13 protein-coding genes are annotated in these 13,932 nt (G+C 41.8%); 2 read left to right on the plus strand and 11 right to left on the minus strand.

The window, feature by feature from the left end; genetic code table 11:
- Positions 1-194: 194 nt before the first annotated feature.
- On the minus strand, positions 195-1,016 hold the full coding sequence (yghU, locus tag I6E84_RS07800) for a glutathione-dependent disulfide-bond oxidoreductase (RefSeq protein WP_197217292.1): 822 nt from the start codon (positions 1,014-1,016) through the stop codon (positions 195-197).
- Positions 1,017-1,027: 11 nt separating this feature from the next.
- Positions 1,028-2,419, minus strand: coding sequence for a hypothetical protein (locus I6E84_RS07805; RefSeq protein WP_197217294.1), 1,392 nt, complete (start codon positions 2,417-2,419; stop codon positions 1,028-1,030).
- A gap of 327 nt (positions 2,420-2,746) precedes the next feature.
- Between I6E84_RS07805 and I6E84_RS07810 the strand changes: the two genes are divergently transcribed.
- A complete protein-coding gene (locus I6E84_RS07810) occupies positions 2,747-4,153 on the plus strand; it encodes a DHA2 family efflux MFS transporter permease subunit (protein WP_197217296.1) in 1,407 nt (468 codons plus the stop codon).
- Positions 4,154-4,273: 120 nt separating this feature from the next.
- Here I6E84_RS07810 and bfr (I6E84_RS07815) read toward each other — a convergent pair whose 3' ends face one another.
- The 3 genes from bfr (I6E84_RS07815) to I6E84_RS07825 form a co-directional block, all read right to left on the minus strand.
- A complete protein-coding gene (gene bfr, locus I6E84_RS07815) occupies positions 4,274-4,756 on the minus strand; it encodes a bacterioferritin (RefSeq protein WP_197101164.1) in 483 nt (160 codons plus the stop codon).
- A 77-nt stretch (positions 4,757-4,833) separates the two neighbouring features.
- On the minus strand, positions 4,834-5,322 hold the full coding sequence (bfr, locus tag I6E84_RS07820; protein ID WP_197130171.1) for a bacterioferritin: 489 nt from the start codon (positions 5,320-5,322) through the stop codon (positions 4,834-4,836).
- 380 nt (positions 5,323-5,702) lie between these two features.
- Positions 5,703-5,894, minus strand: coding sequence for a bacterioferritin-associated ferredoxin (locus I6E84_RS07825; protein ID WP_110923492.1), 192 nt, complete (start codon positions 5,892-5,894; stop codon positions 5,703-5,705).
- A gap of 326 nt (positions 5,895-6,220) precedes the next feature.
- On the opposite strand from I6E84_RS07825, the gene I6E84_RS07830 reads away from it, so the two are divergent.
- Entirely contained in the window at positions 6,221-6,544 is a 324-nt protein-coding gene (locus tag I6E84_RS07830) for an ArsR/SmtB family transcription factor (protein ID WP_197101166.1), read from the plus strand.
- Positions 6,545-6,706: 162 nt separating this feature from the next.
- Here the strand turns inward: I6E84_RS07830 and I6E84_RS07835 are convergent, their stop codons facing one another.
- The 6 genes from I6E84_RS07835 to sat form a co-directional block, all read right to left on the minus strand.
- Positions 6,707-7,429, minus strand: a complete 723-nt coding sequence (locus I6E84_RS07835) for a sulfate/molybdate ABC transporter ATP-binding protein (RefSeq protein ID WP_194196572.1) — start codon at positions 7,427-7,429, stop codon at positions 6,707-6,709.
- A 161-nt stretch (positions 7,430-7,590) separates the two neighbouring features.
- A complete protein-coding gene (cysW, locus tag I6E84_RS07840) occupies positions 7,591-8,520 on the minus strand; it encodes a sulfate ABC transporter permease subunit CysW (protein WP_197217297.1) in 930 nt (309 codons plus the stop codon).
- Between the two features lies 1 nt (position 8,521).
- Positions 8,522-9,406 (minus strand): sulfate ABC transporter permease subunit CysT, encoded by an 885-nt coding sequence (gene cysT, locus I6E84_RS07845; RefSeq protein WP_110923496.1) that lies wholly within the window; start codon positions 9,404-9,406, stop codon positions 8,522-8,524.
- Positions 9,407-9,616: 210 nt separating this feature from the next.
- Positions 9,617-10,702, minus strand: a complete 1,086-nt coding sequence (locus tag I6E84_RS07850) for a sulfate ABC transporter substrate-binding protein (protein WP_197217298.1) — start codon at positions 10,700-10,702, stop codon at positions 9,617-9,619.
- Between the two features lie 250 nt (positions 10,703-10,952).
- Entirely contained in the window at positions 10,953-12,038 is a 1,086-nt protein-coding gene (locus tag I6E84_RS07855; protein ID WP_197217299.1) for a sulfate ABC transporter substrate-binding protein, read from the minus strand.
- A 457-nt stretch (positions 12,039-12,495) separates the two neighbouring features.
- Positions 12,496-13,749 (minus strand): sulfate adenylyltransferase, encoded by a 1,254-nt coding sequence (gene sat / locus I6E84_RS07860; protein ID WP_197217300.1) that lies wholly within the window; start codon positions 13,747-13,749, stop codon positions 12,496-12,498.
- Positions 13,750-13,932 lie beyond the last annotated feature (183 nt).

Genomic DNA, 13,932 nt, shown 5'->3' on the forward strand with positions numbered 1-13,932 from the left:
AATAACTGTGAATTTGATGGCTATAAACATCTATAAAATAAGGCTGATAAGCAATCCACTTATCAGCCTTATTATTACGCTGTGTACTGCTCAACTATGGTTTAAGAACGCTAAAACGGTACAAGGCAGCCGACTTTAGATTGTACATATAGGAAGGCTAACGCCGTAGCAGTTTAGTCGTTCTCCAATTATAGCTAACCCATTGATTTTAATGGCAACTCTACAGCACGCTTAATCGCTGGTCGCTCAGCAATAGCCTCTGCCCAACGTTTTACGTGAGTATAATCATCTACTTGTAAAAACTCTGCTGCATCATAAAGCTTACCAAGCACTAGCTGACCATGCCATGACCAAATGAGCATATCCGCGATATTGTAATCCGTCTCATCATTACCACACATGTACTTGTTGTCTTTTAGATGGATATTAAGTACATCAAGCTGACGTTTGGCTTCCATCGTATAGCGGTTGATTGGGTACTCTAATGGTTCGGGTGCATAAGCATAGAAATGTCCAAAGCCGCCACCGAGAAACGGCGCACTACCCATCTGCCACATCACCCAAGACAGACAGTCGGCCCGCGATTTGCCAGCTGACAAAGGGATAAATTTGCCAAACTTTTCTGCTAAGTACATTAAGATGGCGCCAGACTCGAAGATAGCAATAGGCTCACCGTCGTTTCTGTTAGAATGATCGACCAAAGCTGGGATTTTTGAGTTGGGGTTTATTGTCACAAAGCCAGAGCCAAATTGCTCGCCCTCAGAAATGTCAACTTTATACGCATCGTACTCAGCGCCTTTGACACCAATTTCGGCCAGCTCTTCTAGTAGCATGTTTACCTTGACGCCATTCGGTGTATTCAGCGAATACAATTGTAGTGGCGCATTGCCTACTGGTAGCTCTTTGTTATAACGTGCGCCAGCTGTCGGGCTATTGATGTTGGCGAACTTACCACCGCTTTCTTTATCTTGCGTCCAAATTTTTGGTGGTACATATTTATTATTATCCTGACTCATAATTTATCCTATTATTTTCTGGTTGTGATAGAACTTACAGTAGCACATTCACCGCTATAGGGTTGAAAAGTGAAATAATCAGTAGAGTAACTGCCCACAAACTGGATGATATCAATACCATATTTTTGGTATGGGTTACCTGTGCCGATACTACCCGCTATATGAGCACCTTTCACATTACATTGATAGCCATCACGATTGCAGTGACATACTGTATTGTTCTTATAACCCAAATTCTTTATATCGGCGTTTATGATAGTGCTTTGTTGTGTGAGACCTTGCACTTGCGACCCTTTATGAGAGCTTACGTAAACAACTCCTACTATGTTGGTATTACGAGTATTGTTTATTTGCCATTTAATGGCCTCATAAGAGCTTAAGTATAATACTACCGGTTTGGAGATAGCAGGTATATCTAGCACGACAGCTTGATTATCCGCCTCATAAACACCAGCGTATAATGCTACAACATCTGGGTATCGCTGCTTGATGGTGGATAAAATTTGATTTGGGTCTTCAGGTTGATTAACATTCTCCATAGGACTGATATCCATTGCCACATCTGTTGTATGCCAGCCATTGCGGTACTCAACTTCGACAATATGATTACCAGCTGGTATATATACTTTTTGCATATCATCACCGCCTTTGTTGTCCTCAATGATAATATGTTTATCGATAAGCACCCGTGCCTCAGAGTGACTTTTACTAATCAAAACTTGATAAAACCCCGATTCAGGTACGCTTAACGAGCCTACCCAATATGCCATGAATTTTTCTGATGGTATATTTTTAAAGTCACTCCAACTATATTTTTTTGCCACTCCTGTGACGTGTTCTCTTTCTATTACCTTTGATGGATTGTCTGCATGCATATAAAAAACTTGATATCCCCGATGAGGAATACCATGATTGAGCTGATAAGTATCGTTCCACGTATTAAAGGCTAATGGGAAGTTATGTAAATGACTATCAAACGTGATGATATTATCGTCTTCAGCACCTGTTTCAATAGGCGGCAGAATGACTGTTTCAAGAAGGATATCGCTATCTTTTTCAATCTCAATATTGTCAGCTATGTCCGGAGTTACTTTAGGCATCTCTGAGTATCCATCACATGCATTTAAACTAAACATATTTAAAAAAGCCAGTTTTTTACCAGCTTCACTAAAGTCACCATCAAACAACTCCGAGATGGCTTCCTCCAATAAGTGCCGTTTAGTTTTTTGCGCATCCCTACAACCATCTGTCAGAATATGAGTACCGTTTACTGTATTGTCAGCAGAATAGCTGTCGTTGATGGTGGTTTCGGAGTTAGCAGTTTCATCATCACTGATCATTAATACTAAAAGTGTGACAACTATCAATGTTACAATGAGTGCAACGGACTGTCGTTTATACATATGATTACATACTCGAGAACAGCTACATCGTAGGATGTGAACGATATGACTATAGCTGTTATATTAATTTAGAAAAATTGTCGAGTAATAATTATACAAGATAATAACAAATGAAAGTGCGTAAAATGACTTTGTCTAAGGTCTGTTGAACATTTAAATTTCAATGTTCAACAGACCTTAATCTTACCGTTAGTTATTTTTTTATGGATGATTAGCATTAATTTCAGCCAATCTGGTTTCTACACTGCTCAAACATTATTAATTGAACATAATTTACTCCACATGCCCCATAACGCTTTCGACTAACAATCGACTAAAATATGATTTATGTCTACTATACTTAATAAAAATGAGTCTAAAATCACCCTGACTCCAACGCAAGATAAATACTTACCCTATGTGCTAGCAGTCGCGCTGTTCATGCAGATTTTGGACGCTACTATTTTAAATACGTCCTTACCGCAAATGGCACAGGCGTTGGGTGAGTCGCCACTGAAGATGCAATGGGCAGTGATCAGTTATGCCTTGACCTTGGCTATATTCATTCCTATCAGTGGTTTTTTGGCGGATAAATATGGCACACGTCGGGTATTTCTATCGGCCATCGTCATTTTTTGTATTGGCTCGTTGCTGTGTGCTGCCTCACCTACGCTAGATTTTTTGATTGGCTCACGCATCGTGCAGGGTATTGGCGGTGCGATGATGACGCCCGTTGCTCGTTTGATACTGGTTAAGTCTTATCCTCGCAACAAGCTCTTGACTGTGATGAACTTTGCGGTGATACCGGCATTGGTCGCGCCTTTGGTTGGCCCAGTATTGGGTGGTTATATCGTACAATATGCCAGCTGGCATTGGATATTTTTAATTAATATTCCGATGGGTATCATCGGTTTTATTATGGGCAAAAAACTCGTGCCTGCATTATTTGAGGATACTAAGCGTCTAGATTGGACAGGGTTTTTATTGTTTGCGGCAGCCGCTTGTGGGTTTACGTTGGCGGTAGAGTTCGGCTCACAGGCAGGACGAGAGCTTTATGGGTTATTCTGTGGTTTGGGTGCGGGACTGCTGATAGGTGCTTATATCTGGCATGCCAAAAAGCGGGATGCGCCACTGTTTCCTTTGAGCCTATTTGACATTCGTACCTTCCGCATTGGTATTACGGGTAACTTATTTACGCGACTCGGTATCAGTGCGGTTCCGTTCCTACTACCGCTACTATTACAGGTGGTGTTTGAGTACTCACCATCACAGGCGGGTTGGTTACTGGCCCCTATCGCTGTAGGTGCCATCGGTATCAAGCCATGGGTGAGTAAAATCATTCAGCGTTACAGCTATCGCACTGTTTTGGTTTACAACACCTTTTTTATGGGTTCGCTTATCATCGTATTGGCACAGTTCAATGACGCATCACAATGGCTGTGGTTCATACCCATCTTGACTGTCATGGGCGCTTGTAATTCTATGCAGTTCAGCGCAATGAATACCATTACTATTGGCGACCTTCATGGCACACAGACCAGTAGTGGCAACAGCCTAATGGCGGTCAATCAGCAATTGGCCATTAGCTTTGGTATCGCCTTTGGTGCAGCAGTACTTAATTTGCTGCGTGATAGGTTCGAGCTAGATACCTTGGCTGCATTCCAAACCACTTATTGGATACTTGGTATTTTAACCATTCTCTCAGGATTGTACTTTTTACGCCTAAAGCCTGAAGATGGTCGCGGTCTATATTAAAGAGTACCGGATAGAGTCTGTCAAATTTCAGACATAAAAATGCCAGCTCATGTTTTGGTTTATGACCAATCATAGGCTGGCAAGTTTAGAAAATATGATCTATTTATCTATCACATCATCTTATGGTGCGTCGTCATCACTCATTTGTGATTGGATGTATCGTTCCACCCCGACACTCTTAATCAAATCTTCTTGCGTGTCTAACCAGTCTTCATACTCTTCATTACCATCTTTTAAGATGACCAATAACTGGCGAGATACGTAGTCAGATTTTGTCTCACATAACGTGATAGCGTCCGTAATAATTGCAAATTTTTGCTTTTCTAAACGCAAATTACAGTCAATCATTTCAGGCACATCTTCAGCGATGAACATTTTGCCATAATCTTGCAAATTCGGTAAACCGCCTAGCAATAAAATCCGTGCAATCAGATCATCAGACCATTTCATTTCAGCAATAGACTGCTTATAAAAGCTTTCATTAAGGGCTTCTAATCCCCAATGACGTGCAATGCGAGCATGTAAAAAGTACTGATTAATAGCAATCAGCGACTGTCCAAGTACTTTGTTTAAAGCACGAATGACCTCTTTATCCCCTTTCATTATCTTTCTCCCTATTCATTTATTATTTAAGCTAAACATTATTCATCTAATTATCTAGGACACGCCCTAGCATGGTGTTAGATGAGATTAGGAGTGACTTCAGCCATTTGGCTTTGTAGATAATTGGGCAGGCCAATCATATCAATTAGGCGCAGTTGTTGCTCAAGCCAATGAGCATGGTCTTCTTCAGTATCTTTTAGTTGCTCGACCAGCATCTCACGTGTGACATAGTCATGCTCTGCTTCACAGATAGCAATGCCATCCTTTAAATGCTGCTGTACTTGATACTCTAGATTAAGGTCAAGCTGAAGCATTTCGGGAACAGTAGCGCCGATATTGATCGCATCAACCGTCATTTTAGGCGTGCCACTTAACATTAAGATACGGCGAATGATGGCTTGGGCATGCAATGTTTCATCAGCCATCTCATGATGGATGCGATCATACAACTTGCCATAATGCCATTCAGCATACATTTCTGAATGAATAAAATACTGATCACGAGCGGCAAGCTCACCACCTAATAAAAAATTCAAATAATCAATGACTTTTGGGCTACCTATCATAACTTATACTCCCCTATTTATACTTTACTACTCACATTGCATCCATAATTACCCATATAAGGATAGTGTTATTAGCAAACTGAGTAGTAGATATCAAAACCAACAAAATGCCTTACAGCGTCAGACATATATAGTAGCATAACGGCTCTGATATCGCTTGTAACGTTAGGAACTAAGAATAAGATGCTAATTGAGAACAATAATTAGCTAGCGTTAATTCTGATTATTAGAGGTGCTTAAAATAGGTGTATTAGCGAAGTTATACGGACGCTTGCAACTTACCCTTTATATATAATAGTTAAAGCGTAAGTGAAGTCTGTTAGATATTTTGTGTGATGCTAAAGCCTATTCTTGATTTTAATATTAAAAGTTGATGCTGCTTAAACGGCGTAAGCTAAGACATCAAGTTTCGCATGGTGCTCTTCTAAGTAATCATTGACCATAGGTTCACAGCAGCCACAGCAAGTCGCTACATCAAGCGTGTCTTTTAAACCATCAAGCGTATCAATGCCTGAGGCAATAGCTGCTTTAATTTGCTTTTCTTTTACGTCATTGCAGATGCATACGTACATGAACTAACTCCTACGAATATCGCTATTCAATAACTACTGGCTAATCATTTTTACTGCTTGACCTATAATAACGATAACTATTATCATTTTCAATAGTATTTGATATATTTTAATGACAGCGAAGTTTTTTTAAAGGAAAGGTATAACTTGGCAAGAATATTGCAGCGATTAATCTATGTAAGCGAATATAAATATTTATGTTATGATATAGATGAATGGTAGTAAATTTACGATAAACTGTAATTTAGCTTATTTTTTAATCGATTTTGTAGATAACTACTGCTATATTGACCATCTATCAACAATAACCCCATAGGGATTATTTTATGTCTGATAATAATTTTACGATACGACCAATTGAATTATTTAAAGTTCTATCCGATCCAACGCGTTTAAAAATATTTCAAATTCTTTTTAATAAACAATCACGTTGCGTGGGAGAGCTAGTAGAAATATTAGATCAACCTCAACCAACGATATCGCGTCATTTAAATCATTTGAAAAAATTAGGTATTTTGAACTGTGTACGTGATGGTACATGGATGTGGTATGAAGTTGCCGATGATTTACCAGAATGGTGCCAAGAGGTTTTAGAGATTACTTATAAGCAAATATCTGCCAATGATGTTGCGCTACCAAAAGCAGGCTAAATGTGATTGGTATTAAGAAAATCTGAGGCATCGTTTAACGCAAAAAAGACCTATTTATCATAGGTCTTTTTTATGTCTGCTAACAATGTGACTATGAGAATGTGGCTGTAATGACATAACTCTAGTAACGTGGCTTTAGCAATATGGCTATGCCATATTCAATTATGTCAGATCTAAAAACTCACTGATAAAGGCACTGGCTGGCTGGTGTATCAGCTCTTCTGATGTTCCTACCTGCTCCACTCGCCCTTGGTTCATGACAACGATTTCATCCGATACCGCACGGGCTTCTTCTTGATCATGTGTGACCATGATACTGGTGATACCTAGCTCATGATGAATATTTTTCAACCAAGTGCGTAGCTCTTTTCGCACCTTGGCATCCAGTGCACCGAACGGCTCATCAAGCAATAATAGTTTTGGCTTCACAGCGAGTGCCCTTGCCAGCGCAATACGCTGACGTTGGCCGCCTGATAGCTGATGTGGATAGGCATTGGCAATTTGTGGCAGCTGTACGAGCTCTAACAGCTCGGCCACACGCTTATTGATGTCAGCTTTGCTTGGTCGCTCATGCTTTGGTAGCAACGTCAGACCAAACGCGACATTGTCAGCGATGTTTTTGTGACGAAATAAGGCATAGTGCTGAAACATAAAGCCAATATGACGTTTTTGCACAGGCGTATTGGTCACATCTAGCTCATCAAACAATATTTGCCCTGAGTCAGCATATTCAAGACCAGCGATGATACGCAATAGCGTCGTTTTACCACAGCCTGAAGGCCCTAGTAAGGTGGTCAGCTTGCCAGTAGGCACGGTGATATTGATATTGTCTAAGGCGGTAAAATTACCGAATTTTTTATTAACGCTGCGAATCTCGATGCTCATAATAGTATCTCTTATTATATTTTTTGTCGCGTGGTTCATACTCTATAAATTGGATACGGTGTCAGTCTCGCTTAGTCTACTATTTGTAGTACTGTCACTCGGCTTCTTCATACCTAAATTACATTGAACCAACTATATCGTGGCAGAGGGTCTATACGACATTACTGCTTATTATTGCCTGCGCCATTCTCATCAGTACTTAACGATAGCTCAGGTATATTGGCCAGTCGCTCAGATTTAGCAAATTTACGCTCTTGTAGCTTCGTCATGACTTGCTGAATGAGTAGCGTCACGAGAGCTAGTGCAGCAAGCAAACTAGATAAGGCAAAAGCGGCGGTAAAGTTATAATCGTTATAAGCAATCTCGACTAATAGCGGCATGGTATTGGTCTCACCGCGAATGTGACCGGATACCACACTGACAGCACCAAACTCACCCATCGCCCGCGCATTGGTCAAAATCAAGCCATATAACAGTGCCCATTTGATATTTGGCAAGGTCACATGCCAGAAAGTCTGCCAACCAGTCGCGCCCAACGTCAATGCTGCTTGCTCTTCACTGTCGCCTTGAGTCTGCATCAGCGGTATTAGCTCACGTGCTACAAACGGAAAGGTGACAAATAACGTCGCTAAGACAATACCGGGAACGGCGTAAATTACTTGGAACCCCATGCTTTCTAGCCAACCGCCAACGGTAGAGTTAAGCCCGAACAGCAATATGAACATCAAGCCTGCGACCACTGGTGACACTGAAAATGGCAAATCAAGTAACGTGGTGACCAACTGCTTACCTTTAAACTGATAGCGGGTGACCAACCATGCAATCGCGATGCCCATCACCATATTAATCGGCAAGACGATGGCAGCAGTAATTAGTGTCAGCTTAATGGCTTGCAACGCTTCAGGATCGACTAGTGAAGCAACATACAACTGCCAGCCACCTTTAAAGGCTTCATAGAACACCGCTAGTAAAGGTATCACTAGCATTACAACCATGAATAGCACAGCGATACCGATAAAGATACGGCGTATCCATGGCGTGTCTTTGGTTGCCGCGTTACTTTGGTAGTCGTAGCTGTTAGATATTTGCATGTTAGCGAGCTCCTACACGGCGCGACAGCTTCCACTGCACAATATTAATGGTTAATAAAATCACAAATGAGATGAGTAGCATAAATAGTGCGACCGCAGAGGCGCCTTGAATGTCAAACTGCTCAAGCTTACTGATAATAATCAGTGGTAAAATCTCAGACTGCATCGGAATATTGCCCGCGATAAAAATAACTGAGCCATACTCACCCGTCGCACGGGCAAACATCATACCTGCACCCATTAATAGTGCTGGTAGCAACTCTGGCAAGATTACTTTACGGAAGGTGGTGAAACGATTGGCACCCAATACAGCTGCCGCTTCTTCAAACTCGACCGATAGCTCAGCGAGTACTGGCTGCACAGCACGGACGATAAAGGGGAAGCTGACCACGACTAAGGCCAACCAGATACCTATCGGTGTAAAGGCCACTTGAATATCGAATTTGGCAAACCACTGCCCCATCAGACCGTTAGGCGCATACAGCGTGGCAAGCGATATACCAGTGACAGCCGTTGGCAAAGCAAATGGTAAATCAACCAAGGCATTGATCAAGGACTTGCCCCAAAACTCATAACGTACCAACACCCAAGCGACCAATGTACCAAACACCATGTTGGTGAGCATGGCTAAAAATGACATCCATAAGCTCAGCTTGATAGCAGCAGTCACTTGCGGCTGGCTGATGGTTTCCCAAAAACCCGTCCAGCCCATCTGCGTGGTCGTATAGGCCATCATGGCAAACGGCAGCACCACCAATAGCGATAAGCTAAAAACAGTAATGCCCATGCTTAGACCAAACCCTGGCAGCACATTGCGTTGACGCAAGCGTGTCAGCCAACCTTTCTTAGGAAGGGGTTTGCTGGTAGAAGATGTGGGTGCACTCATAGTGATATCCTGTTGCCCAACTGATGGTACTTATCGTAAGACCATGTTATATCGAACTTATTATTAGTATGCTTACGGTATAAAGGACATAGTGCGTACGACCATGTCCTTTATGGAATTTCTTATGAATGACTACATCACCTGATTTATAGCAAAGCAATCACCTTTACTAAATGGCTACTCAGTGATCATTCTTGTCTTAGTCATTTGCTACTGTGGTGCATTAATGGCCAGTTGATCAAAGACGCCACCATCGCTGAAGTACGTACCCATGATGTCATCCCATGAGCCAAAGGCATCATTCGGACGGAACGTTTCAACTGGTGGTAATTTATCACCATTTTTATCAAGCACGCTTTGCACGCTAGGACGTAGATAGAGATCGGCTGCCAACTGTTGAGCCGGCTCGCTCCATAAATAGTCCAAATAAGCTTTTGCTGCGTCTGTTGTGCCTTTCTTATCCGTTACTGATTTGACAATAGCCACTGGGCTTTCTGATTTAATCGAGTATTTTGGATAAACGATATCGACTTGACCCGCGCCAAAATCAGTTGCTGCAAGATTGGCTTCGTTTTCAAAAGTAACCAAAACGTCACCGATACCACGCTGAACGAATGTAGTCGTTGCAGCACGTCCACCATTCTCATAAACTTTGACATTTTTTAGCATGTCTTTGACATAGCCTTTAGCCTTGGTTTCATCTTGGTTAAAAGCATGCAGACCATAGCCATAAGCACCTAAGAATGCATAACGACCATTACCCGTGACTTTCGGGTTTGCCATCACAATCTCAAGACCGTCTTTGGTCAAATCTTCCCAATCATTAATGCCTTTTGGGTTACCTTTACGTACCAAAAATACGATGGTGCTAGTAAAAGGTACGGCATTGTCAGGGAATTTGCTTTCCCAATCTGATTCAACTAAGCCTTTTTTCTCAAGCAGCTCAATATCAGACCCTTGGTTCATGGTCGCAACATCCGCTTGTAGACCGTTAGCGACAGACAATGCCTGCTTGCTTGAGCCACCATGTGACTGTTTGATCAGGATATTACTGTTTGGGTTTTCAGATTTGTAATGCTCAACGAATAATGGGTTGTAGTCTTTATAAAAATCACGGGCCACATCATAAGAGACATTTAGCAACTCGATATCTTGAGTGTCTGTTGCTGCGCTACCACTTGCATCAGTCGCCTCGTTATTGCTACAGCCGACCAGACCCAAAGTTAATGCAACACCGGCAATACTTAAGACGTTCAGTGTTTTACTTTTTTGTTGATAGCGCACAGCGTATGTCATAAATCCCTCAAAGATATCTGTTAAGTAATGCAAGTATGCTAACAGCGCCATCTTATTATGTTTAATGATGAATATGCGTATGTTATTGCCAAAACGGAATAACAAGAGCGTAACGTTAAACTTATCAATCAGTTGGCAAAATCCTACTAGAAGATCCTCATTTATAGAGACTCAAAAGCACATAAGATTGACGGTATTTTCTACCTGACAGCTGCCAAGTTATGCATGATTTTATAGATTGCTTTACAGGTTATTTTTTTACACTTGCCAGCTGATCGAAACGTCCACCATCAACAAAGAACGTATCCATAATCTGCGTCCAAGCACCAAAGACAGCCACTGGTTCAAAAGTCGTAATCTCAGGCAATGTGTCTCTATGAGCAGCCAGTACTTCTGCATTACTAGGGCGCATATACATCTCTGCCATGAGCTGCTGAGCAGGCACGTCCCACAGACCTTGTAAGTAAGCACTGGCGGCATCTGTCTTACCGCTCTTGTCCGTAACGGCTGTGACGACCGCCACTGGATTAGCAATCACAATAGAGTAGCTTGGATAAACGATATCGACTTTTCCTTTAGCAAATTCCTTGGCAGCCAAATGCGCTTCATTTTCAGTCGTAATGAGCACGTCCCCTAGCCCGCGCTGGGTAAAGCTGGTAGTGGCAGCACGCGCACCATTGTCATAAGTGACCACGTTTGCCAATAACTTCTTGATAAAGTCATCGGTTTTGGTAGGCGTTTCCACGCTTTCTTTGAATTGATGCAGACCGTAGCCATAAGCACCCAAAAAGGCATAACGCGCTGTGCCACTGGTTTTTGGGTTTGGTATGACCACATCGATATCATTACGTGCCAGATCTGACCAGTCTTTGATATTTTTTGGATTGCCAGAACGGACCAGTAGCACCATCGTGCTGGTATAAGGCACCGCATTGTTAGGGAACGCCTGTTTCCAATCAGTGGCTACTAGCCCTTTTTCGACCAGCAGGTTCATATCGCTTTCTTGATTTAAGGTTGCCACATCTGCTTGCAAACCATTGGCAATAGACAGTGCTTGCTTACTTGATCCGCCATGTGATTGATTTACCTTGATCTTGCTACCTGGATGCTCTTTTTGATAACTTGCACTGAATAGAGTGTTGTAGTCTTTATAGAAATCACGTGATACATCATAAGAGACATTCAATAAGCTAATATCTTGCGAGTCTCCCGCTGTCGATGTGTCTTGCGATGTAGATTCATTAGAGTTACAACCTGCTATGAGCACCGTAACGGCCAGTACGCTACCAATTTTTAAGGTGATATTAGACAGTTTTGATTGTATGGCTGATTGCATGATTTTCTTCTTAATAGATGGTTGGGCGTTGGCAAAATAGTGGGCACTTTATTATTAATATTGCAGCCCGACGTATTTCGAAAATCACCCTATGGATAATAAAAGATATGCTAGCAGTTTGTATGCTGGACTCTTAGTGACGAATTCGCTTATCGAGTGGTTAACTTGGCATAAGCAAATTTTTCGATTGTCTTTAACTATCTGTTTTTACTTAGTTTTATAAAAAACTATAAGGATATGATTTTTCTGACTAAGACTTCATAAAAAAGGGACCAAACGATAATCGTATGATCCCTTCCTTTAAATACAGCTTTTTGGATATCGTTAAATGTCATAGTCAGTCAGATGCTGTTATATAGTCGGTTCACTATAATTTGGATACAAGGAAGGTGAGTGAAAGTACTACAACTCGTAGACTAAGCAGGCCTGACACCGTATCCAATTTATAGAGGATTGACTATACCGCAGAAGCACCGGTCAATTTAACTTCAGCACGTTCCTCTTTTGCGATACCTGCATAGTAATCACGCAAAATCTGTAGCACTTCTGGACGACTGAAGTTCTCTGGTACCACTTCATCTTCTGATAGCGCTTTGCGTAGCTTTGTTCCAGATACTTTGACATGCTCAGAGGTATCATGCGGGCAAGTTTTGTCTGAAGCCATCGCATTACAAGCATTACACCAAAACGTCCAGCCAATTTTTAATGGTTGAGTAATCAGATCATCTTTACCTACTTTGTCAAAGATAGTCTGCGCATCAAAGGCACCATAATAATCACCAACACCCGCATGGTCACGCCCGACAATCAAATGGCTACAGCCATAGTTTTGACGAAATAGCGCATGTAACAAGGCTTCACGTGGGCCTGCATAGCGCATATCTAGCGGATAACCCGCTTGAATCACCGTGTCTTGTCTAAAGTAATTATCAATCAAAGTTTTGATCGCTTCTTGACGGACGTCTGCTGGGATATCACCGGGCTTCAAGGCACCGAGCAATGAATGAATCAACACACCATCACAGATCTCAATGGCAATCTTGGCAAGATATTCGTGTGAGCGGTGCATTGGGTTACGCGTTTGGAATGCTGCAACGGTTTTCCAGCCTTTGGCATCCAATATTTCACGCGTTTCAGCTGGCGTTTTATAGATTTCTGGATATAGTGTTGGGAACTCACCTTCGCTTAATACTTCTACGCTACCTGCGATATTGACGTCATCTTGACTCAATACTTGCTGTACACCTGGATGCTCGCTATCAGTTGTCGTAAATACTTGCTGACACTCATGGGCTTTATCGATGGTATAAGTCTCTTCTACTGTTAAGATACCCATGACTTCACCGTTTTGGGCGACCAATGCGACTTTGTCACCTTGGCTTAGGCTGTCAGCAGTGGCTTTAGGTGCTGACAAGGTAATAGGAATTGGCCAAAACAGGCCTGCGTTGTCACCGCTTTGCAAACGCATGTTGTCAACGACACCTTGCCAATCCGCTTGATTCATAAAGCCGTTCAACGGCGTAAAACCACCGATACCGAACATAATCAAATCGCCGCGCTCACGAGAGCTTAAGGTAATAGATGGCAATGTGCTGGCAAGTGTCAGCGCTTCGCTGCGAGCATCACCATTTAACAATAATGGTTTTAGTACATCGCTACCGTGTGGCGGAACAAGTTGTGATGGCTTTTTATTAGCAATAGTAGATGTCATAATAATTTTAAAACCTCAAGGTATAGAAAAAAGAGTTGAATAACAGCAAATGAATGGCTTAAAAGGCAATTTTATGAATAAGACGCTAATGATCGTCAGTTAAAATCGCGCATTATCAGATATTAAATTTTAGGGGTTAAATTTGATAAGCATAGGCTACCTAACTTTCGTTATGAAAATTTA

The organism is Psychrobacter sp. SCQQ22, from assembly GCF_015864605.1.
GTDB lineage: Bacteria > Pseudomonadota > Gammaproteobacteria > Pseudomonadales > Moraxellaceae > Psychrobacter > Psychrobacter fozii.

Coding starts and splice junctions, on each gene's coding strand:
- I6E84_RS07810 (WP_197217296.1), top strand. CDS start 2,747: ATGTCTACTATACTTAATAAAAATGAGTCTAAAATCACCCTGACTCCA.
- I6E84_RS07805 (WP_197217294.1), bottom strand. CDS start 2,419: ATGTATAAACGACAGTCCGTTGCACTCATTGTAACATTGATAGTTGTC.
- bfr (WP_197130171.1), bottom strand. CDS start 5,322: ATGATAGGTAGCCCAAAAGTCATTGATTATTTGAATTTTTTATTAGGT.
- yghU (WP_197217292.1), bottom strand. CDS start 1,016: ATGAGTCAGGATAATAATAAATATGTACCACCAAAAATTTGGACGCAA.
- cysT (WP_110923496.1), bottom strand. CDS start 9,406: ATGAGTGCACCCACATCTTCTACCAGCAAACCCCTTCCTAAGAAAGGT.
- I6E84_RS07835 (WP_194196572.1), bottom strand. CDS start 7,429: ATGAGCATCGAGATTCGCAGCGTTAATAAAAAATTCGGTAATTTTACC.
- I6E84_RS07830 (WP_197101166.1), top strand. CDS start 6,221: ATGTCTGATAATAATTTTACGATACGACCAATTGAATTATTTAAAGTT.
- bfr (WP_197101164.1), bottom strand. CDS start 4,756: ATGAAAGGGGATAAAGAGGTCATTCGTGCTTTAAACAAAGTACTTGGA.
- cysW (WP_197217297.1), bottom strand. CDS start 8,520: ATGCAAATATCTAACAGCTACGACTACCAAAGTAACGCGGCAACCAAA.
- I6E84_RS07850 (WP_197217298.1), bottom strand. CDS start 10,702: ATGACATACGCTGTGCGCTATCAACAAAAAAGTAAAACACTGAACGTC.
- I6E84_RS07855 (WP_197217299.1), bottom strand. CDS start 12,038: ATGCAATCAGCCATACAATCAAAACTGTCTAATATCACCTTAAAAATT.
- I6E84_RS07825 (WP_110923492.1), bottom strand. CDS start 5,894: ATGTACGTATGCATCTGCAATGACGTAAAAGAAAAGCAAATTAAAGCA.
- sat (WP_197217300.1), bottom strand. CDS start 13,749: ATGACATCTACTATTGCTAATAAAAAGCCATCACAACTTGTTCCGCCA.